A 20,189-nucleotide genomic window follows, 5' to 3' on the forward strand; every position below is an offset into this window, starting at 1 on the left:
GGGATAACCCGCCGCCGCGCTACGCAAAGACGCAAGGGGCGCACGAAAATCCGTGCGCCCCTTTGCTCTTATAATGCGTGGACCACGAGCCGGGCATCTGCACTGGCGGAGACCATAATGACATCGATGTCGTACGCAGCCGTAGCAGCCGCTGTTGCGCTCGCCGCCGCATTGAGCGCCGCCAGTCCCGCAGCCCGTGCCGAAGCAGCCGGGCTCGTGCTCGCCCAGCAGAAGAACTGCATGAGCTGCCACTCGGTTACCCGCCCGTTCATGGGGCCGGCGCTGCACGACGTTGCTATCCGGTATGCGGGACGCGACGACGCCGCGACCTATCTGAAGCACAAGATCCTCGATGGCGGCACCGGCGCATGGGGAACCGTACCGATGCCCGCGAACACGCAACTGACGCCAGATCAGGCGGCCACGCTGGCGGCTTGGGTGCTGACACTCAAATAACGGTGCTCTCAGGTCACCGCGGGGTCAACGCGAGTGCCGCGCGATTTCTTCTTCCACCGCTTCACGTACCCAATCGGTCATCTCGGCTTCGAGCGTCTGCGCGACCTCGCGCGTGATCTGACTCACGAGCAGATTCGTGTGCTGCTGCACTGCATCGCGGCAGCGCGCCTCGATGATGCCGCGCCCCTCGCCCGTCAGAAATCGCTGGAAGCGTCCGTGCAGACGTGCGGCGAACGTGTCGGCATCGAGTGTGGGCTGAGCGGGAGCGGCTTCGTGCGCGCCTTCATGGTCGATATCCGGCGGCACGGTCGCGCCGGCTTCGAGCGGTATGAAGGGCTCGGTACGATCGAACACGCCGGGCGACACCCCCACGTCCTCATGCAAGTCATCATGCCCATGTCGCACATGAATGCCGTGATGCGGCCGTGCGTGTTTTCTCGGGTGCGTGTGATCAGCCACGCGCGGCTGATGAAGCTCGGTCTGCGCGGGAGGCTCATGCTCCGCCGCATGCGCGGCTTCTCGCGTCGGCATCGGCTCCGGCACGAGCACGGGCTCCGGAGAACTCAGTTGCTCGGGCGTGGGCACCGGTTGGGGCGCGAGTACCGGCTCGGGCGCCAGCGTCGGGTCGGCTTGATGCGCGGGCGGTGGCACGAACGCGGGCTCCGTGCGGGAAGCGGGCTCCGGCACCGCCGCCGGTTGCGCGACGGCTGGGGTTGCGGGCTCGGCGCCCGGCTGGGATGCAGGCGCGGCGGCATCGGTCGACGCCTCGCGCGTCTCGCGCGCGCGGCCCGGCACGAGGACCTCGTTCAGGACCGGAATCGAATTGTCGTGGGGATCGGACACGTGCGCTCTCCGTGTTTGAGTCGAAGCCAGGGCAGGCGGTCCGTATGCCGCGTTCCTCGCGGCCATGACGTGCAGCGCAACGAACTAGCCGCCCTGCTTGTAGTTGTTCAAAGCATAGCCGCGATCGCGATAGAAGCGATAGCGCTCGCGGCCCGCAGCGAGTTCCTCGTGTGCGTTACCGACCACTTCGAGCAATCTTTCGAAGCGCGCGAACTGCGCCGGCACCGTTGCGCCCAGATTGAGCAGCACCTGATGATGCGGCACGTCGTCGAGATTCGTGGCCAGCACGACGGGCGTGTCGGCGGCAAGCGGCGTGCCCGCCATGCAGTGCGGCACGAAGTCGAGGGGCGAGAAGGTCCACAGCATTTCGTCGAAGGCGCGCAGGCGCGCGGGCTCGGCCAGCACGACGAGCGGCTGGCCCGCCAGATACGCCTTGCGCACGAGGCGGCACGCGTACAGCAGCGAATCGCCGACGTTCGAGTGAAAGTCGATTCTCGTCATCGGCCGCTCCGCCCCGCTTGCCGCGCGCCGTGCGCGCGCTTACCGCACTGCGTCATTGGCCGGCGCGGTCGATCAGGAACTGCGCGAGCAGCGGCACCGGACGGCCCGTCGCGCCCTTCGCGGTGCCGCTCTTCCACGCAGTGCCGGCGATGTCGAGATGCGCCCACGGGTACGAATCCGTGAAACGCGACAGGAAGCATGCGGCCGTCACGCTGCCCGCCGGACGCCCGCCGATGTTAGCGACGTCCGCGAAGTTCGACTTCAGCTGGTCCTGGTACTCGTCGTCGAGCGGCAGGCGCCAGGCCGGGTCGGCCGCTTCGCGCGACGCGTCGAGCAGTTCGCCCGCGAGCGCGTCGTCCTTCGAGAACAGGCCGCTGTTGTGATGGCCGAGCGCGATGATGCAGGCGCCCGTCAGCGTCGCGATGTCGATGACCGCGGCCGGCTTGAAGCGCTCCGCGTAGGTGAGCGCGTCGCACAGAATCAGGCGGCCCTCGGCGTCGGTGTTCAGCACCTCGATCGTGAGGCCCTTCATGCTGGTGACGATGTCGCCCGGCTTGGTGGCCGTGCCCGACGGCATGTTCTCGACGGCCGGAATGATGCCGACCACGTTGATCTTCAGGCCCATCTCGGCGACCGCGCGCAGCGTGCCGAGCACCGAGCCCGCGCCGCACATGTCGTACTTCATCTCGTCCATGCCCTCGCCCGGCTTCAGCGAGATGCCGCCCGTGTCGAACGTGACGCCCTTGCCGACCAGCACGACCGGCGCGGCCTTCGCGGCGGCGCCCTGGTACTGCAGCACGATGAACTGCGCCGGCTCGACCGCGCCCGCGGTGACCGACAGGAACGAGCCCATCTTCAGCGCTTCACACTGTTTCTCGCCGAGCACCTCGACCTTCAGCTTCCAGTCTTTCGCGAGCTTCTTCGCGGTGTTCGCCAGATAGATCGGCGTGCAGACGTTGCTCGGCAGATTGCCGAGCTCGCGCGTCAGGTCCATGCCGTTGGCGAGCGCGGCGCCCTGCCTGGCGGCGAGCTTGGCGGCCTTCTCGTCACCGGTGTTGACGCTGAACACGATGCGCTTCAACGCGCGCGGCGTGTTGTCCTGCTTGCTCTTCATTTGCGTGAAGCGGTAGGTCAGCTCGCGCAGCGCGAGGATCGCGGCGCGCACGCACCAGTCGGTCGTGCGTTCGAGCACCGGCAGTTGCGCGAGCGTGAACGTGACCTGCACGATCTTCGTGCCGAGTAGCGCGCGCCATGCGGCGCGGACCGCCTCGCCGTAGGCTTTCTGACTGAAAGCATCCTGTTTGCCGAGTCCGACGAGCAGCACGCGCGACGCGCCGATGCCCGACACCTCGTGCAGGAACAGCGTGGTACCCGCCTTGCCGTCCATGTCGCCCGCCTTGATGATGCGCGTGAGCAGGCCCTTGGTGGCCACGTCGATCTCGAGCGCGGCGCCCGACAGCGTTTGCGACTCGAACACACCGATCACGATGCAATCGGATTTCCCGGTCAGGAAACCGTTCGTCGAGCCTTTGGTCCAATCACAGGCTTTTATGCTAAAGTCCATCGCGCTTGTCCTCGGATAAAATCTGGGCTTAGGATGAAAGCCGCAATTATCCGCTATTTTTCCCGCGGCGGCTGCACCGGAGGCGTGACGGGAACGAACCCGAGCGTCGCCGTGAGCGCCCCCTCTCGTCATCAATAATGATTTTCGAACGCTCCCTCCAGCGCGAGCTCGCGTACACGGCTGGCGCCGTGTTCATGGTTCTCCTCACGCTCGTGCTGACGACGATGATGATCCGCATCGTCGGCTTCGCGGCATCGGGCGAGGTCGACCCGCGCGACGTGCTGGTCCTGATCGGCCTCACCGTGATCGGCTATCTGGCCATCATGCTCGTCGCGACGCTGTTCGTGTCGATCCTGTTCGTGCTCACGCGCTGGTACAAGGACTCCGAGATGGTCGTGTGGCTGTCCTCGGGCGTCAGTCTCACGCAATTCATCAAGCCGATCGGCATTTTCGCCACGCCGATCATCATCCTGATCATGTTCTTCGTGTTCGTCGGCTGGCCGTGGTCGAACCAGCAGAGCAAGCTGATCCGCGCGCGCTTCCAGCAGCGCGACGAAGTCTCGCTGCTCGCGCCGGGGCAGTTCCGCGAATCGCCGAGTACGCACCGCGTGTTCTTCATCGAGAAGATGTCGCCCGACCAGGGGCATGTGGAAAACGTGTTCGTGACGAGCACCGAGGGCGGCAAGGTCAACGTCGTGGTGTCGAAGAACGGCCACATCGAGACGCACAAGAACGGCGACCGCTTCGTCGTGCTGGAAAACGGCCGCCGCTACGACGGCGAACCGGGCCACCCCGATTTCCGCATCATGGAGTTCGAGCGCTACGGCGTGAAAATCCAGAGCCAGCCGGTCGTCAATACGCCGACCACCACCGGCTTGCCGACGCTCACGCTGCTGCGCAATCCCACTAAAGAGAACCTCGCCGAATTCGCGTGGCGCGCGGGTCTTCCGTTGATCGCGATCAACCTGATGCTGCTCGCCATTCCGCTCGCGCACCAGAACCCGCGGCGCAGTCGCACGATCAACCTCGTGATGGCCGTGTTGATCTACCTCACGTATTCGAATCTGCTGAACGTCGTGCAGGCGTGGATCGAGCAGGGCAAGATGTCGTTCGGCGTCGGGCTCGTGATCCTGCACGTGATCGTGCTCGGGATCGTCGCGTTCATCTTCTGGATGCGGGTGCGCAACCGTCCGCTATTTACGCGCGCCATTTTCAGCCGTTCGCAGGGAGCCTGACCGATGCGCATTTATGAAAGGTATTTCGCGCGTCAGATCTATCTCACGTTCGTCTTCATCCTGTTCGCATTTTCAGGTCTGTTCTTCTTCTTCGACCTGATCAACGAACTGAACTCGGTCGGCCACGGCAACTACAAGTTTCAGTACGCGGTGCTGCGCGTCGCGCTGCAAACGCCGTCGCGTTTCTACGAAATCATTCCGGTCGCGGCGCTGATCAGCGCGATCTACGTGTTCGCGCAGATGGCGGCGAACTCCGAATACACGATCTTCCGCGTATCAGGCCTCGCGACGAATCAGGCGCTGCGCTCGCTGCTGAAGATCGGCATTCCGCTCGTGATCGTCACCTATCTGATCGGCGAAGTGGTCGGCCCGTATACGGATCAGCTGTCCGAGCGCGTGCGGCTCGAGGCGCTCGGCTCGTCGGTGTCGAGCAACTTCCAGTCGGGCGTGTGGGTCAAGGACACGCTGACCGAGCGCGCCGACGGCGAGCAGGTCACGCGCTTCGTCAACGTCGGCGAGCTGAAGCCCGACGCGACGATCAGCAACGTGCGCATCTACGAGTTCGATTCGAAGTTCCGCCTGTCGAACATTCGCATCGCGCAGAGCGGCCGCTATCAGCCGCCGGGCCACTGGCTGCTGACCGGCGTGACCGATACGCAACTGCTCGACGTGGCCCCCGCTCCGGGTACGCCGGCAGATGCGCTCAATCCGGTCTATCGCGCGAAGCAGGTCACGCTGCCCGAGTATTCGCTGCGCTCGGAGCTGACGCCGCAGATCCTGTCGGTGCTGCTGGTGTCGCCGGACCGGATGTCGATGTTCAATCTATTCCGCTATATCCAGCATCTGACCGAAAACCATCAGGACACGCAGCGCTATGAAATCGCGCTGTGGCGCAAGGTGCTGTATCCGTTCGCGGTGTTCGTGATGCTGGTGCTGTCGCTGCCGTTCGCATATTTGCATACGCGCGCGGGCGTGGTCGGCGTGAAGGTGTTCGGCGGCATCATGCTCGGCATGAGCTTCCAGCTGTTCAACACGCTGTTCTCGCATATCGGCACGCTCAATACGTGGCCCGCGCCGTTGACCGCGGCGACACCTGGGCTCGTCTACCTGGTGCTGGGGCTCGTAGGGTTGAAGTGGGTCGACCGGCACTAACGCCAGTGCGTTGAGGGGCATCGTCAGGAGCTGATGCGATGGCTATGCACGGACTGATTCTGTTTGGCCACGGCGCGCGCGATGCGCGCTGGCGGGAGCCGTTCGAGCGGCTCGCCGACAAGCTACGTGCCGCGCGCGCGGCGACGGGCGAAGCTCCTGCGGTTACGCTCGCCTTTCTCGAACTGATGGAACCCGACCTGCCGACGGCCGTCGCGCAACTCGTCACGCAAGGCTGCGATGCGATCACCGTGGTGCCGGTGTTCTTCGGGCAAGGCGGTCATGTCCGCAAGGATTTGCCCGCGATCGTCGATCATTGCCGCGCCGCGCATCCCGGTGTCGAGATTCGCTGCGCGGTGGCGGTCGGCGAGGATGATTCGGTGCTGGATGCGCTCGCGCAGTATTGCCTGCGGCAGCTCTGATTTTTTCGTTCTGGTTGCTCAGATTCGCCGCTCTCGGGTCGGCCCTGCCGAGGATATTCAGGCCGCGACCAGCATCCCATTCGACGAGTGCTTCGCCTCGGTCTGCCGCGCCGCGAACGCCTCGCCGATCATCAACAGACTCGGCTGCGACGCATCGACCCAGCGCTGCGCTTCGCCGGCCGCAAGATCTTCCAATGTCAGCGTCAGCATGCGTTCGCGCGGCGTGCTGCACGCCTCGACGATCGCCACGGGCGTCGTCGCGGGCTTGCCAGCATCGATCAGTTGCTGCGCGATCTCGACGCCGCTGTCGCGGCCCATGTAGAACACCAGCGAATCGGCGTTGACCTGCTCGCGGATCTCATCGGAACCTGGCGCGCGGCTGAACGTCGCGAGCGCGACGCTGCGCGACACGCCGCGCAGCGTCAGCGAACGCTTCAGCGTGGCCGCGCTCGCCAGCGCGGCGGTGATGCCCGGCACGACTTCATACTCGATGCCCGCGGCTTCGAGCGCGCGCATCTCTTCGTCGGCGCGGCCGAACAGCATCGGATCGCCGCCCTTCAAACGCACGACCACGCCGTGCTCCAAAGCCGCATCGACGATCTGCTTGTTGATGAACTGCTGGGCCGTCGATAGCTGGCCGCAGCGCTTGCCGACCGCAATGCGCTTCGCCCGCGTGGGCGCGTAGTCGAGCATCGCCGGCTCGACCAGCGCGTCGTGCAGCACGACGTCGGCGGCGCCGAGCAGCCGCGCGCCGCGCACCGTAATCAGGTCCGCGGCACCGGGTCCCGCACCAATCAGATAAACCTTACCCATTTACATCAACCTGTTCGTTGGAGCGTACGCGGCGGCGCGTTGCGTCGCCTGTGTGGCCCATCCGTCGCCTGCTAGCCTTGCCGTGCTCAGGCGGAAAACGCGCGGATCATGCCGGCGGCGACCGTGTGGTTCGTTGCCTCGTCGATCAGCACGAATGCGCCGGTGCCCTGATGCGAGTCGTACGCGTCGCACACGAGCGGCTTCTGCAAGGTCAGCGCGACACGACCGATGTCGTTCATCGCCAGTTCCTTGCGATCGGTCGCCTGCGACAGCGTATGCACGTCGAGCACTTCCTTGATCGCGCCGATCTTCGCGAACACGGTGCTGGTGGTCTGCTTCAGCAGATACTTGCGCTGCGTCGACAGCGGCGCGTCGTCGAACCAGCAGAGGTCCGCTTCGAGCTTCTTCGCCGGCTCCGGTGCCGCTTCGCGCAGCACGAAGGTGTCGCCGCGCGACACGTCGACATCTTCCGCGAGACGGATCGTCACCGTCTGACCGGCGAACGCACGGTCCACCTGTGCGGTGCCGCCGACCACCGGCGCGATGATCTCCGCCACGGTCGCTTCGCGATTGGCCGGCAGCACGACGATCGTGTCGCCGAGCTTCACTTCACCCGATTCAACACGGCCCATGTAGCCGCGGAAATCGTCGGCCTGACTGCCGTCCTGACGCGCAACCCACTGCACCGGGAAGCGCAGCGCCTCGCCGCTCGCGGTTTCGACCGGCAACGCTTCGAGCACGTCGAGCAGCGGCTCGCCCGCGTACCACGGCATGCGCTCGCTCGCCGTGACGATGTTGTCGCCCTTCAGCGCCGACACCGGCACGAAGCGCACATCCTGCAGACCGAGGTGACGCGCGAGCTCGACGTACGCGTCGCGGATCTCGTTGAAGCGTGCTTCGCTGTAGTCGACGAGGTCCATCTTGTTGATCGCGACGATCGCGTGCTGCAGACCGAGCAGCTTGACGATCGCGCTATGACGCTTGGTTTGCGGCAGCAGTTGCGCGACGCCGTTTTCGAACGTCACGCGCGTCGCGTCGACGAGGATGATCGCCGCATGCGCGGTCGACGCGCCCGTCACCATGTTGCGCGTGTACTGCTCATGGCCCGGCGTATCGGCGATGATGAACTTACGCTTGGCGGTGGCGAAGTAGCGGTACGCGACATCGATCGTGATGCCCTGCTCGCGCTCGGCTTCGAGGCCGTCGGTCAACAGCGACAGATCGATTTCGTCGCCGACCGTGCGCTTGTTTTTCACGCGCGACAGCGCCGAGAGCTGGTCGCTCAATACAGCCTTGCTGTCGTACAGCAGGCGGCCGATCAGCGTGCTCTTGCCGTCGTCGACGCTGCCCGCGGTGATGAAACGCAGCACGCCGAGGTCTTCTGGTTGATGAATACTGCTCATGATTTTCCTTGTCCCTCTGTCGGCCGGAGTTAGCGCTTCAGCGCTTACTCCCGTCCCAAATGTGCTTAGAAATAACCCTGCTTCTTGCGCTGTTCCATTGCCGCTTCCGACACCTGGTCGTCCATCCGCGTCGCGCCGCGTTCCGTGATTTCGGTGACAGCCGTCTCGGCGATGATCTTCTCGATGACGTCCGCGTCGCTTTCGACCGGGCAGGTGCAGCTGATGTCGCCCACCGTGCGGAAACGCACGATCGCCTGTTCGCTCGTCTCACCCTCGCGCATCGGCGTGAGCGGCGTGACCGGCACGAGCAGGCCGTTGCGGCGCACGATCTCGCGCTGGTGCGCGTAGTAGATCGACGGCAGTTCGAGCTGTTCACGCGCGATGTACTGCCACACGTCGAGCTCGGTCCAGTTCGAGATCGGGAATACGCGCATGTGTTCGCCGTTGTGCAGACGCGCGTTGTACAGGCTCCACAGTTCCGGGCGCTGCGCCTTCGGGTCCCACTGGCCGAATTCGTCACGGAACGAGAAGATGCGCTCTTTCGCGCGGGCCTTTTCTTCGTCGCGGCGCGCGCCGCCGATCATCGCGGTATAGCCGTATTGCTCGATGGTTTCGAGCAGCGTCACCGCCTGCGCGGCATTGCGCGAATCCGTTTCGCGACGCAGACGCACGGTGCCGCGCTTGATCGAATCTTCAACATGGCCGACCACCAGTTCCGCGCCAATCTGTTGCGCGCGACGATCGCGGAAGTCGATCACTTCGTCGTAGTTGTGGCCCGTGTCGATATGCACGAGCGGGAACGGTAGCTGCGTTTTGCGGTTCGCACCGAGGCCGAACGCCTTCAGTGCGAGCGCGAGCACCACGACGGAATCCTTGCCGCCCGAAAACAGCAGCGCCGGCTTGCTGCATTCGGCGACCAGTTCGCGCAGGATGTGAATCGACTCGGCTTCGAGCCAATCGAGGTGATCCATCCGGTTGACCGTGTTGGCAAGCGGAGCGTTGACAGTGGAATCGAGCGTGGTGCTCATGGCGGGTCCTTCGTTGGTTCGTCCGGCAAGCGCTGCTCGCACGGGCGAAAGTATTCAGATCGGTTTCGGCGTAGTGCGCCGCAAGCTCGGTTCGCGGCGCTCAGGCCGACGCGTTTTCGTTGCGCTCGACCGCAATCGGAGTAATCGCCGTGATGTGCAAGCCGCATTCCTTCGTATCGCGCGACTCCCACCACCAGCGCCCCGCCCGGCTGTCTTCGCCGGGGCGGATCGCACGCGTACACGGCTCGCAGCCGATGCTCGGATAACCGCGCGCATGCAGCGGATTGACCGGCACGTCGAACGCACCAAGATAATCCCAGACTTCGGCTTCGGTCCAGTCCGCGAGCGGATTGAACTTGGCGATGTTGCGCGCGCCGTCGTGCTCTTCCTCGTGCAGCTCGGCACGCGTGACCGACTGCTCGCGACGCTGCCCGGTCACCCAGGCGCTGACGTCGGCAAGCGCGCGATTGAGCGGCTCGACCTTGCGGATCTCGCAGCAGCGCTTGCGCAGCTCGACGCTTTCGTAGAACGCGTTCAGGCCGTGTTCGCCCACATACTGTTCGACCGCGGCCGGCTGCGGATGAAACTGCTCGATGTCGTAACCGTAGCGCTCTTTCACGCGATCGAGCATGCCGAGCGTTTCCGCATGCAGACGGCCCGTGTTCAGCGAGAAGATGCCGATCTTCACGCCGCGCGACAGGATCGCGTGCGTGAGCAGCATGTCTTCGGCCGCGAGGCTGCTCGCGAGCTTCACGTTCGCGTGACGCGCCGCGATCGAGTCGAGCAGCGCGTCGAGACGCTCGACCTTCGCTGCCAGCTCCGGGCTCAACGATTGCGCGGTGCTCATGCCGGAACCTTGTCGGCGCCAGCCTGCGCGGCACGGCGGCGGAACAGCGGCGACGTGTCCACGGCGCCCTGGTACTGCACGCTAAAGTCGTCGAACGCTTTCAACGCGTCGTTGATGTCCTTGTCGGCGCGCAGTGCATACGCGTCGAAGCCGCAGCGGAACATGAACGTGATCTGGTCGCGAAGCACGTCGCCGATCGCGCGCAGTTCGCCCTTGTAGCCATAGCGCTCGCGCAGCAGACGGCCGATGCTGTAGCCCCGGCCGTCGCGGAACACCGGGAAGTCCACGGCGATCAGCGCGAGCTTGTCGAAGTCGCCGGCGATATCCGCCGGTTCGCTATCCGGCGCGAGCCACACGCCGAGGTCGGCGGCGCTACGCGCAGCGACGAGCGCTTCACGCTCGGCCTGCCACAGCGCCAGCGGCACGATGACCTTGCCGGCCGGCAGTTCGCTCACTGCCGGCAAAGCGCCGTCTTCCGCGGCACGCACGACGCTCCAGTCGTCGTTGACGACCGCGCGGTTCTTGATGATAGAAGCCATCTGTCCAGTATCCTTTCGCGGTTACGCGTGAGCCGGTTGACGCGCGGCGTACACGCGCTCCTTGAACGGCGCGATGCCGATGCGGGTGTACGTATCGATGAAACGCTCGCCTTCCTGGCGGTTTTCCACGAACGTATCGATCACCTTCGTCATCACGTCGGGCATTTCCTCGGCCGAGAACGACGGGCCGATCACACGGCCAAGGTGAGCGCCGGTCGCGCCGGTGCCCTGCTCGCCGCCGAGCGTCACCTGGTACCACTCGGAGCCGTCCTTGTCGACGCCCAGAATGCCGATGTTGCCGACGTGATGGTGACCGCACGCGTTGATGCAGCCCGAGATGTTCAGCGACACGTCGCCGAGGTCGTACACGTAGTCGAGATCGTTGAAACGTTCCTGGATCGCGAGCGCGATCGGAATCGACTTCGCGTTCGCGAGCGAGCAGAAGTCACCGCCCGGGCACGAGATGATGTCGGTCAACAAGCCGATGTTCGGCGTCGCGAAACCCTGCGCCTTGGCCTTTTCCCACAGCGCGAACAGGTCACGCTTCTTGACGTCGGCGAGGATCAGGTTCTGTTCGTGCGATACGCGGACCTTGCCGAACGAGTATTCGTCGGCCCAGTCGGCGACCGCGTCCATCTGCACGTCCGTCGCGTCGCCCGGCGCAACCGTGGTCGGCTTCAGCGACAGCGTGACCGACGCGTAGCCCGCCACCTTGTGCGGACGCACGTTACGCTCGACCCAGCGCGCGAACGCGCGGTTTTCGAGCAGATGCTTTTCGAACGACGTATCGGTGTCCGGCAGCTTGTCGTAAGCGGGCGGCGCGAAGTATTGCGTCACGCGATCGACTTCGGCCTGCGTGAGCGTCGACGGGCCGTCCTTCAGGTGCTGCCACTCTTCTTCGACCTGCGCGGCGAACTTCTCCGGCGACAGCGCCTTCACCAGAATCTTGATACGCGCCTTGTACATGTTGTCGCGGCGGCCGTAGCGGTTGTACACACGCAACACGGCTTCGCTATAGGTCAGCAGGTGCTGCCACGGCAGATCGCGGCGGATCACCGCGCCGACGATCGGCGTGCGGCCCAGACCACCACCGGCGAGGATGTCGGCCACCAGTTCGCCCTGTTCGTTCTTGCGCAGATACACGCCCATGTCGTGGATCTGCACAGCCGCGCGGTCTTCCTTCGAACCCGACACGGCGATCTTGAACTTGCGCGGCAGCCACGCGAATTCGGGGTGGAACGTCGACCATTGCCGAAGGATTTCGGCCCACGGACGCGGATCGACCACTTCGTCGGGCGCGACGCCGGCGAATTGGTCCGCGGTGATGTTGCGAATGCAGTTGCCCGAGGTCTGAATGCCGTGCATCTGCACCGAGGCGAGCTTGCGCAGAATCTCCGGCGTTTCTTCGAGCTTGATCCAGTTGTACTGGATGTTCGAACGCGTCGAGAAATGGCCGTAGCCGCGGTCGTGCTCACGCGCGATCTGCGCGAGCACGCGCATCTGGTCGCTGCGCAAGTTGCCGTACGGAATCGCGATGCGGTGCATGTACGCGTGGCGCTGATAGTACAGGCCGTTCTGCAGCCGCAGCGGACGGAATTCCTCTTCGCTCAATTCGCCCGACAAGCGGCGGCGAACCTGATCGGCGTACTGCGCGACCCGTTCATCGACGATGGTCTGGTCGTACTGGTCGTATTGGTACATTCGGGGGCCCCAATTTTTTCGAAACTTGCGTGACACGCGACCGTCCGGCTCGGCCGCGGCTTGAATACCGGCTTTGTCAGCTATCGCAAGCGAGCGTTTAGACCCATCGCTCATTTGCTTATAACAAATACAGATATCCATATTGAAAAAGATGGACAGATCGTAATAAACTCGCCTTATATTTCAAACGACTAAAAAATTCTTTTTATATGCGGCGAGGTTATATATGAACCTGCACCAATTCCGCTTCGTCCGCGAGGCTGTGCGGCAGAACTTCAACCTCACCGAAGCGGCCAAGGCATTGTTTACCAGCCAGCCGGGCGTCTCGAAGGCGATCATCGAGCTGGAGGACGAACTTGGCGTCGAAATCTTCACCCGCCACGGCAAGCGCGTGCGCTCGCTGACCGAGCCGGGCCGCATCATATTGCAATCGGTCGAAAAAATCCTGCAGGAAGTGGAAAGCCTGAGGCGGGTCGGCAAGGACTTCGCGGCGCAGGACCAGGGCAATCTGACGATCGCCGCGACCCACACGCAGGCGCGCTACTCGCTGCCCGCGGCGATCGCGGAGTTCAAGAAGCGCTTTCCGAAGGTTCACCTTTCAATTCTGCAAGGCAGTCCCACCCAGGTCGCCGAAATGGTGCTGCACGACCAGGCCGACCTCGCGATCGCGACCGAGGCGATCTCGAACTACAAGGATCTGGTGTCGCTGCCCTGCTTCCAGTGGCACCACGTCGCGGTGATGCAGCCCGACCATCCGCTGCTCGACCGCAAGCTGCTGGCGCTCGATGACCTGACCCAGTACCCGCTGATTACGTACGACAACGCGTTCGCCGGCCGCACCAAGATCAACGAAGCGTTCCGCCTGCGCGGGCTGCATCCGGACATCGTGCTCGAGGCGATCGACGCCGACGTGATCAAGACCTACGTCGAGCTGGGCCTCGGCGTCGGCATCATGGCCGACATCGCGTTCAACGCCGAGCGCGACCGCCATTTGCGCGCGATGCCGGTCGGCCATCTGTTCGGCAGCAACGTGACGCGCGTCGCGCTGAAACAGGGCGCGTATCTGCGCAGCTACGTGTACACGCTCGTCGAGCTGCTGTCGCCGAGCCTGAACCGCAAGCTGATCGAGCAGGCGCTGAATGGGGAACACGAAACCTATGAGCTTTGAACCGCTTCCATACCGCTCTCTCGCTACGGAGACCTTCCGATGAAGTTGCATAACAATAAAGTACGCAACACCCTGCGCGGCCTCGCGGCCGCGGCGCTGCTCGTCGCCGGCGCGGCGCACGCCGACCTGAAAGTCGGCATCGACCTGTCGAACACGGGGCCAGCCGCCGTGATCGGCATCACGAGCAAGAACGCGATGCTGATGTGGCCGCAGACGATCGCCGGCCAGAAAGCCGACTACATCTTCCTCGACGACGCGTCCGACCCCGGCAACGCCGTGCGCAACATCCGCAAGCTGATCAACGAGGACCACGTCGACGTGATCGTCGGCCCGAACATCACGCCGGCCGCGATGGCCGCGCTCGATCCGGTCGCCGACAGCCAGACGCCGATGATCACGCTGATCGGCTCGGCCATCGCCGTCGAGCCGCAGGAAGGCAAGAAGATCTGGGCCTACAAGATGGCGCAGACCGACAGCGCGATGGCCGACGTGATGACGCGCTACATGTCGAACCACGACGTGAAGACGGTCGGCTTCATCGGTTTCGCGGATGGCTACGGCGAGAGCTGGCTCAACGAGTTCAGCAAGTTCGCGGCGCTGCGCCATATCCAGCTGGTCGCGACAGAGCGCTACAACCGCACCGACGCGAGCGTGACCGGCCAGATCCTGAAGCTGATGGCCGCGAAGCCCGACGCGATCCTGATCGCCGGCGCAGGCACCCCAACGGTACTGCCGCAGCGCACGCTGATCGAGCGCGGCTACAAGGGCCCGATCTATCAGACGCATGGCATCGCGACGCCGGAGTTCATCAAGCTCGGCGGTAAAGACGTGGAAGGCACGCTGTTCCCGACGCAACCGGTCGTCGTCGCGCGCACGCTGCCGGCCGATCATCCGTCGAAGAAGGCGGCGCTCGCGTTCGTCGACGCGTACGAGGCGAAGTACGGCCCCGGCAGCGTCACGCAGTTCGCGGGCGACGCGGCCGGCGTGTACCCGCGCCTGCAGGACGCCGTCGCGCGCGCGTTGAAGACCGCGCAGCCGGGTACGCCGGCGTTTCGCGTCGCGTTGCGCGACGAGCTCGAGCACGCGCATGAACTGGTGGTGCCGAACGGGGTCGTCAATACGAGCCCGAAGGATCACGTCGGTCTCGATCAGCGAGCGAGCGTGATGGGCACCATCAAGAATGGCAAGTTTGTTTACCTGAGCCAGTAATCTGGCATCGGGGCGCCGATCGGGTGCCCCTGACGGCGGCTTCGCGAATGTGGAAGCCGCCGTTCGTGCAGCGGGCACCCCATCCGCTTCCATCTGCCTTTCGGTAGAACTTCCCTCACAGCGCATCCGCACGATCGGCCACATCGCGCCAGCGAACGCCTACACTGCATGGGTCCGCTTCTCCGTTGGCGCATTGCACGCGTGCGACGCATGCTGCGTCACGGTCAACGCGTTGCCCGTCCGGCAGACCTGATCACGCGAACGCTGCCGGAGCACAATATCCGCACGGGAGGCATGATGGCCACCGCTTCGATCGCAGAGAACGCCAGCGCTGGCATCGTCACCGTTGCAAGCACCCATACTGGCGACGCGACCGCCGAGCGTCTTCAAACCTTGATTCTGGAGCGAGGGCTGACGGTTTTCGCGTGCATCGATTTCAGCGGTGACGCTGGGCGCGAGGGACTGGCGATGCCGTTCAGCCGGCTCCTGATCTTCGGCAATCCCAAAGCCGGTACACCGTTGATGCAACTCGCGCCGACCGCCGCGCTCGATCTTCCTTTGAAGGTGCTCGTCTGGGAGGACGCGGACGGCCGTGCGTGGCTATCGTTCAACTCGACGGCCTATCTTCGTGAGCGGCATGGTCTGCCGGACGACTTGATGAAGCCGGTGAGCGGTGTGGCCGCCCTCGTCGATGCGGCCGCGCGGTAACGCGTCGAACGAAGGAGACCGCCATGTCCATGCACGCTCTGATCCTCAGCCAATACAACGGCCCGCTCGAATACACGACGCTGCCCCGCCCGGAACCCGCCGCCGGCCAGGTCCTGGTGCGCGTCGCCGCGAGCGGCCTCAATCCGCTCGACATCAAGATTCGCGCGGGCGAAGCCGCGCACGCGCAACACCCGTTGCCGCTCGTCCTCGGTATCGACCTCGCGGGCACGGTGGAGGCGCTCGGCGATGGCGTCGGCGGATTCGCTGTCGGCGACAACGTGTATGGCATGACCGGCGGCGTCGGCGGCATTCAGGGGTCACTCGCCGAGTACGCTGCGGTCGATGCCGCCCTGCTCGCCCATGCGCCGCGCAATCTGTCGATGCGCGAGGCCGCCGCGTTGCCGCTCGCGTTCATCACGTCGTATGCGGGTATCGTCGATCGCGCGCATCTGCAAGGTGGGACCAAAGTGCTGGTCCAGGGTGGCGCCGGAGGGGTCGGCCACATCGCCGTGCAACTGGCGCGCGCGCTCGGCGCCGACGTATATGCAACCGCGAGCGCACACAATGCCGAGCTGGTTCGGCGGCTCGGCGCGACGCCGATCGACTACCGCGCACAGACGGTCGAACAGTATGTGGCGAGTTTGACCGATGGCGAAGGATTCGATCTGGTCGTCGATACGGTAGGGGGGGCCTCACTCGATGCGTCGTTTGCCGCGGTCCGGCACTTCGGGCACGTGGTCAGTGCGCTTGGCTGGGGGACGCATGCGCTTGCGCCGCTGTCGTTTCGCGAAGCCAGCTATTCAGGGATCTTCACGCTGTATCCGTTGCTGACCGGTCGATATCGCGCGCACCTCGGCGAGATGATGCGCGAAGCGACGCGGCTCGTGGAAAGCGGCGCGATCGCGCCCGTGGTCGATCAGACACGGTTCGATTTGCGCAGCGCGGACGAGGCCTATCAGCTCGTTGCCAGTGGGACTGGACGTGTGAAGGTGGTGGTCGACGTGGATACCGCGCAACGCTGACCCGGTCACGAACAGCCCGTCGAAATCAGCGCCGTCACCCGACTCAGGTATGCTGGGCCCTTTGTAACCGCTTCCGTTCAAGGGGAGACCATGCGGCGCGTTGTATTCAATCAGAAAGGTGGCGTAGGCAAATCGACCATCGTCTGCAACCTGGCGGCCATCAGCGCGAACGAAGGTCTGCGTACGCTGGTGATCGACCTCGACGCCCAGGCGAATTCGACCCAGTATCTGCTCGGCCCGCAGGCGAGCGAGGTCAACCCCACTGTCGCGGGCTTCTTCGAAACCGCACTCGGCTTCAGCTTCAGACCCGTGGAAGCAACCTCGTTCATCCACTCGACGCGCTTCGAGAATCTCGACGTCATGCCCGCCCATCCCGACCTCGACACTCTCCACGGCAAGCTCGAATCGCGCTACAAGATCTACAAGCTTCGCGACGCGTTGAACGAACTCGACATGTACGACGCTATTTACATCGACACGCCGCCCGCGCTGAACTTCTACACGCGCTCGGCGCTGATCGCCGTCGAGCGTTGTCTGATTCCGTTCGACTGCGACGACTTCTCGCGTCGCGCGCTCTACACGCTGCTCGAAAACGTCAAGGAGATCCAGCAGGATCACAACGACGGGCTGCAGGTGGAAGGCATCGTCATCAACCAGTTCCAGCCTCGCGCGAGCCTGCCGCAGAAGCTCGTCGACGAACTGATCGGCGAAGGCTTGCCGGTGCTGAGGTCGCGCTTGTCATCTTCGGTGAAGATCCGTGAGTCGCATCAGTTGGCGACGCCCGTCATTCATCTTGATCCGGGGCATAAGCTGGCGCAGGAGTATCGGGCGTTGCACCGGGAGTTGAGCGAGTAAGCCGGAGCTCGGCGCCGAAGCGCGAGCGCGAGCCACCCTTCTTCGCTGTCGCTGAGCGGGTCGTGGTTCATCGCGTGTTTTCGTCCATAGTCCCCGACCGCATACCGTCGGCATAATTGTTAAAGTAACGCTCTCGTCAATCAGCCGCCGCAGTCCCCATCATGCGCACCACCCGAGCCATCCACGCCGTCGAGCGCCTGAAAACGCGCACCGGCAACCCGCGCTTCGCCGCGATCAGTCTGTCTGGCGGCCTGTTCTATCTGGTCGACAAATCGAGCGGAGTCGACAAGAAAGTGTCGGACCCGCTGACGCTCGACGACTTCGTCAAGTTCGTCGACGCCTACGGCCCGCAGAAACCGCGCAAGGCCAGCAAGCTCGATATCGCGTTCGAAGCGCAGATCAAGAAAAGCAAGGGCGGTTGACGCTTCGGCAGCTCCGCCGACCTGGCGTTTTGTTGCAACGCTTCACGCCTCTTCGATCTCCACCCACCGTCCATCCGCCGTACTGCTTTTCAGCACCGCCTCGATAAACCGCAAACCGTCGACGCCATCATCGACCGTCGTCAACAGCAGGCTCTCGGCTGGTGGCGGGCGACCATCGTTCAACGCATCGATCTGCAACGCCGCATCCAGGTACAACTGCGCGAACGCTTCCAGATAGCCTTCCGGATGCCCGGCCGGCACGCGCGTCGCATGCGCGGCAACCTGACTTTTCACCCGAGCGCGCGTCAATCGTTCGGCAGCGCCGCCCAACGGCGTGAACCACAAGGCGTTCGGCTCCTCCTGATCGAACGCGAGTCCCGCCTTCGTGCCATGCACGCGCAAGCGCAGCGCGTTTTCCGCGCCGCTCGCCACCTGGCTCGCCCACAACATGCCGCGCGCGCCGTTCGCATAACGCAGCATCGCCTGCACGTGATCGTCGACACGACGCCCCGGTACGAACGTGTGCAACTCGGCCGACAGCGCGCGCGGCATCATCCCAGTGACGAAAGCGGCCAGTTGATACGCGTGCGTGCCGATATCGCCGAGGCACCCGGCCGGCCCCGCCAACGCCGGATCGGTGCGCCAGCTTGCCTGCCTGTTCGCGCCGCCTGTTTCGACCGGCTCGGCGAGCCAGTCCTGCGCATACTCGACCTGCACGACGCGAATCTCGCCCAGTTCGCCACGTTCGACCAGTTCGCGCGCATGCCGCACGAGCGGGTAGCCCGAATAGGTGTGCGTCAACGCAAACAGCCGCTTTTTTGACTGCGCGAGCTTTGCGAGCGCCTCACCTTCGGCGAGCGAAACCGCGAGCGGCTTGTCGCAGATCACGTGGATGCCGGCTTCGAGAAACGCCGTCGCGACCGGCGCGTGCAGATGATTCGGCGTGACGATCGCGACCGCGTCGATGCCGTCCTCGCGCGCGGCCTCGGCACGCGCCATCTCGCGCCAATCCGCGTAGCTGCGCGCGATGCCCGCTTCGACGGCGCTCGCCCGCGCGCGCTCGGAATTGGACGACAACGCGCCCGCCACCAGTTCGAAACGATCGTCGAGCCGCGCGGCGATCCGGTGCACGGCGCCGATGAACGCGCCCTGCCCGCCGCCGACCATCCCCAGCCTGAGCCTTCTTCGCTGCATTGTTTGCGCTCCCATGTGTTGCGCCGGCTTAACCGCCCGGCTGTCAGATGCCGAGCACGCTCTTTAGCTGCGCGGTATCGACACCGCTTCCCGCGAAGTCATCGAACGCACGCTCGGCCACGCGGATGATGTGCCGGCGAATGAACTCCGCGCCTTCGCGCGCGCCGTCGTGCGGATGCTTCAATGCGCATTCCCATTCGAGCACGGCCCAGCCCGGAAAATCGAACTGCGCCATCTTCGAGAAGATCGCGCCGAAGTCGATCTGTCCATCGCCGAGCGAGCGAAACCGCCCCGCGCGTTCGACCCAGCCGCTGTACCCGCCGTACACGCCCTGCTTGCCGGTCGGACGAAACTCCGCGTCCTTCACATGAAACGCCTTGATGCGCTCGTGGTAGATATCGATGAACGCGAGATAGTCGAGCTGTTGCAGCACAAAGTGACTCGGGTCGTACAGGATGTTCGCGCGCGGATGCTGACCGACCGCAGCGAGAAAGCGCTCGAACGTCACGCCGTCGTGCAGGTCTTCGCCCGGATGCAGTTCGTAGCAGACATCGACGCCGGCCGCGTCGAACGCATCGAGAATCGGCGTCCAGCGGCGCGCGAGCTCTTCGAACGCGGCTTCGACGAGACCGGCCGGCCGCTGCGGCCACGGGTACAGATACGGCCACGCGAGCGCGCCCGAAAACGACACGTGCGTGCTCAGGCCCAAACGACGCGACGCCTGCGCCGCGAGCTTCATCTGCGCGATCGCCCATTCGGTGCGCGCCGCCGGATTGCCGCGCACCTGCGGCGCGGCGAAGCCGTCGAACAGCGTGTCGTAAGCCGGATGCACGGCGACCAGTTGCCCTTGCAGATGGGTCGATAGTTCCGTGATCGCGACGCCCGCGTTGTCGACGGTCTCGCGCAGTTCGTCGCAATACGCGTCGCTCGCGGCCGCCTTGTCGAGATCGATCAGGCGCGGGTCGCACGGCACCTGGATGCCCTTGAAGCCGAGACCCGCGGCCCAATCCGCGAGATGCGCGAGGTTGTCGAACGGCACGTCGTCGCCCATGAACTGCGCGAGAAAAATCGCCGGCCCTTTGATGGTTTTCATCGTACGGTTCCTCGAAC

The 20,189-nt window shown here is 64.6% G+C and carries 21 protein-coding genes; 10 read left to right on the forward strand and 11 right to left on the reverse strand.

All coding sequences use genetic code 11. The features are described from left to right. Window positions 1-117: 117 nt before the first annotated feature. Entirely contained in the window at window positions 118-456 is a 339-nt protein-coding gene (locus tag OKW44_RS23565; protein ID WP_026225642.1) for a c-type cytochrome, read from the forward strand. 24 nt (window positions 457-480) lie between these two features. On the opposite strand, the gene OKW44_RS23570 is transcribed toward OKW44_RS23565, so the two are convergent. The 3 genes from OKW44_RS23570 to OKW44_RS23580 all read right to left on the reverse strand — a co-directional run bounded on the left by OKW44_RS23570 (window position 481) and on the right by OKW44_RS23580 (window position 3,364). After that, window positions 481-1,299, reverse strand: coding sequence for a DUF2486 family protein (locus OKW44_RS23570; protein ID WP_018419683.1), 819 nt, complete (start codon window positions 1,297-1,299; stop codon window positions 481-483). Window positions 1,300-1,383: 84 nt separating this feature from the next. After that, window positions 1,384-1,800: a DNA polymerase III subunit chi gene (locus OKW44_RS23575; RefSeq protein ID WP_018419682.1), complete on the reverse strand. Its 417-nt coding sequence runs from the start codon at window positions 1,798-1,800 to the stop codon at window positions 1,384-1,386. A gap of 52 nt (window positions 1,801-1,852) precedes the next feature. Further along, window positions 1,853-3,364, reverse strand: a complete 1,512-nt coding sequence (locus OKW44_RS23580; RefSeq protein WP_018419681.1) for a leucyl aminopeptidase — start codon at window positions 3,362-3,364, stop codon at window positions 1,853-1,855. Window positions 3,365-3,501: 137 nt separating this feature from the next. Between OKW44_RS23580 and lptF the strand changes: the two genes are divergently transcribed. From lptF to OKW44_RS23595, 3 genes are read left to right on the forward strand one after another with little or no spacing between them, the layout of a single operon-like run. Then, window positions 3,502-4,599 (forward strand): LPS export ABC transporter permease LptF, encoded by a 1,098-nt coding sequence (gene lptF, locus OKW44_RS23585; protein ID WP_018419680.1) that lies wholly within the window; start codon window positions 3,502-3,504, stop codon window positions 4,597-4,599. Between the two features lie 3 nt (window positions 4,600-4,602). Next, on the forward strand, window positions 4,603-5,751 hold the full coding sequence (lptG, locus tag OKW44_RS23590; protein ID WP_018419679.1) for an LPS export ABC transporter permease LptG: 1,149 nt from the start codon (window positions 4,603-4,605) through the stop codon (window positions 5,749-5,751). 38 nt (window positions 5,752-5,789) lie between these two features. Continuing rightward, window positions 5,790-6,170, forward strand: coding sequence for a sirohydrochlorin chelatase (locus OKW44_RS23595; RefSeq protein WP_018419678.1), 381 nt, complete (start codon window positions 5,790-5,792; stop codon window positions 6,168-6,170). 57 nt (window positions 6,171-6,227) lie between these two features. Here OKW44_RS23595 and cobA read toward each other — a convergent pair whose 3' ends face one another. The 6 genes from cobA to OKW44_RS23625 form a co-directional block, all read right to left on the reverse strand. After that, complete coding sequence (cobA, locus tag OKW44_RS23600; protein WP_018419677.1) at window positions 6,228-6,983, reverse strand: uroporphyrinogen-III C-methyltransferase; 756 nt, start codon at window positions 6,981-6,983, stop codon at window positions 6,228-6,230. An 86-nt stretch (window positions 6,984-7,069) separates the two neighbouring features. Beyond that, window positions 7,070-8,386: a sulfate adenylyltransferase subunit 1 gene (locus OKW44_RS23605; RefSeq protein ID WP_018419676.1), complete on the reverse strand. Its 1,317-nt coding sequence runs from the start codon at window positions 8,384-8,386 to the stop codon at window positions 7,070-7,072. Between the two features lie 65 nt (window positions 8,387-8,451). Next, window positions 8,452-9,414, reverse strand: coding sequence for a sulfate adenylyltransferase subunit CysD (cysD, locus tag OKW44_RS23610; RefSeq protein ID WP_018419675.1), 963 nt, complete (start codon window positions 9,412-9,414; stop codon window positions 8,452-8,454). Between the two features lie 100 nt (window positions 9,415-9,514). Then, window positions 9,515-10,261: a phosphoadenylyl-sulfate reductase gene (locus OKW44_RS23615; RefSeq protein ID WP_018419674.1), complete on the reverse strand. Its 747-nt coding sequence runs from the start codon at window positions 10,259-10,261 to the stop codon at window positions 9,515-9,517. After that, on the reverse strand, window positions 10,258-10,800 hold the full coding sequence (locus OKW44_RS23620; protein WP_018419673.1) for a DUF934 domain-containing protein: 543 nt from the start codon (window positions 10,798-10,800) through the stop codon (window positions 10,258-10,260). Before OKW44_RS23620 ends, OKW44_RS23615 begins: the two co-directional genes overlap by 4 nt. Before the next feature lie 21 nt (window positions 10,801-10,821). Beyond that, a complete protein-coding gene (locus OKW44_RS23625) occupies window positions 10,822-12,501 on the reverse strand; it encodes a nitrite/sulfite reductase (RefSeq protein ID WP_018419672.1) in 1,680 nt (559 codons plus the stop codon). A gap of 226 nt (window positions 12,502-12,727) precedes the next feature. On the opposite strand from OKW44_RS23625, the gene OKW44_RS23630 reads away from it, so the two are divergent. From OKW44_RS23630 to OKW44_RS23655, 6 genes are all read left to right on the forward strand, one after another. Then, on the forward strand, window positions 12,728-13,669 hold the full coding sequence (locus OKW44_RS23630) for a CysB family HTH-type transcriptional regulator (RefSeq protein WP_018419671.1): 942 nt from the start codon (window positions 12,728-12,730) through the stop codon (window positions 13,667-13,669). Window positions 13,670-13,708: 39 nt separating this feature from the next. Beyond that, window positions 13,709-14,878 carry an ABC transporter substrate-binding protein gene (locus OKW44_RS23635; RefSeq protein ID WP_018419670.1) on the forward strand — a complete coding sequence of 390 codons (1,170 nt, stop codon included), beginning with the start codon at window positions 13,709-13,711 and terminating at the stop codon, window positions 14,876-14,878. 168 nt (window positions 14,879-15,046) lie between these two features. Continuing rightward, window positions 15,047-15,586, forward strand: a complete 540-nt coding sequence (locus OKW44_RS23640) for a DUF302 domain-containing protein (protein WP_018419669.1) — start codon at window positions 15,047-15,049, stop codon at window positions 15,584-15,586. Between the two features lie 23 nt (window positions 15,587-15,609). Further along, window positions 15,610-16,608 (forward strand): zinc-dependent alcohol dehydrogenase family protein, encoded by a 999-nt coding sequence (locus tag OKW44_RS23645; RefSeq protein ID WP_018419668.1) that lies wholly within the window; start codon window positions 15,610-15,612, stop codon window positions 16,606-16,608. Window positions 16,609-16,698: 90 nt separating this feature from the next. Beyond that, a complete protein-coding gene (locus OKW44_RS23650; RefSeq protein ID WP_018419667.1) occupies window positions 16,699-17,463 on the forward strand; it encodes a ParA family protein in 765 nt (254 codons plus the stop codon). 161 nt (window positions 17,464-17,624) lie between these two features. Then, window positions 17,625-17,885, forward strand: a complete 261-nt coding sequence (locus OKW44_RS23655; RefSeq protein WP_008921314.1) for a hypothetical protein — start codon at window positions 17,625-17,627, stop codon at window positions 17,883-17,885. Between the two features lie 42 nt (window positions 17,886-17,927). On the opposite strand, the gene OKW44_RS23660 is transcribed toward OKW44_RS23655, so the two are convergent. Together OKW44_RS23660 and OKW44_RS23665 are read right to left on the reverse strand one after the other, a co-directional pair. Further along, window positions 17,928-19,079 carry a Gfo/Idh/MocA family protein gene (locus OKW44_RS23660; RefSeq protein ID WP_026225640.1) on the reverse strand — a complete coding sequence of 384 codons (1,152 nt, stop codon included), beginning with the start codon at window positions 19,077-19,079 and terminating at the stop codon, window positions 17,928-17,930. Window positions 19,080-19,122: 43 nt separating this feature from the next. Next, window positions 19,123-20,172 (reverse strand): sugar phosphate isomerase/epimerase family protein, encoded by a 1,050-nt coding sequence (locus OKW44_RS23665; RefSeq protein ID WP_018419665.1) that lies wholly within the window; start codon window positions 20,170-20,172, stop codon window positions 19,123-19,125. Window positions 20,173-20,189: the final 17 nt, after the last annotated feature.

Source organism: Paraburkholderia lebeckiae, from assembly GCF_050436325.1.
Taxonomy (GTDB): Bacteria; Pseudomonadota; Gammaproteobacteria; order Burkholderiales; family Burkholderiaceae; genus Paraburkholderia; species Paraburkholderia tuberum.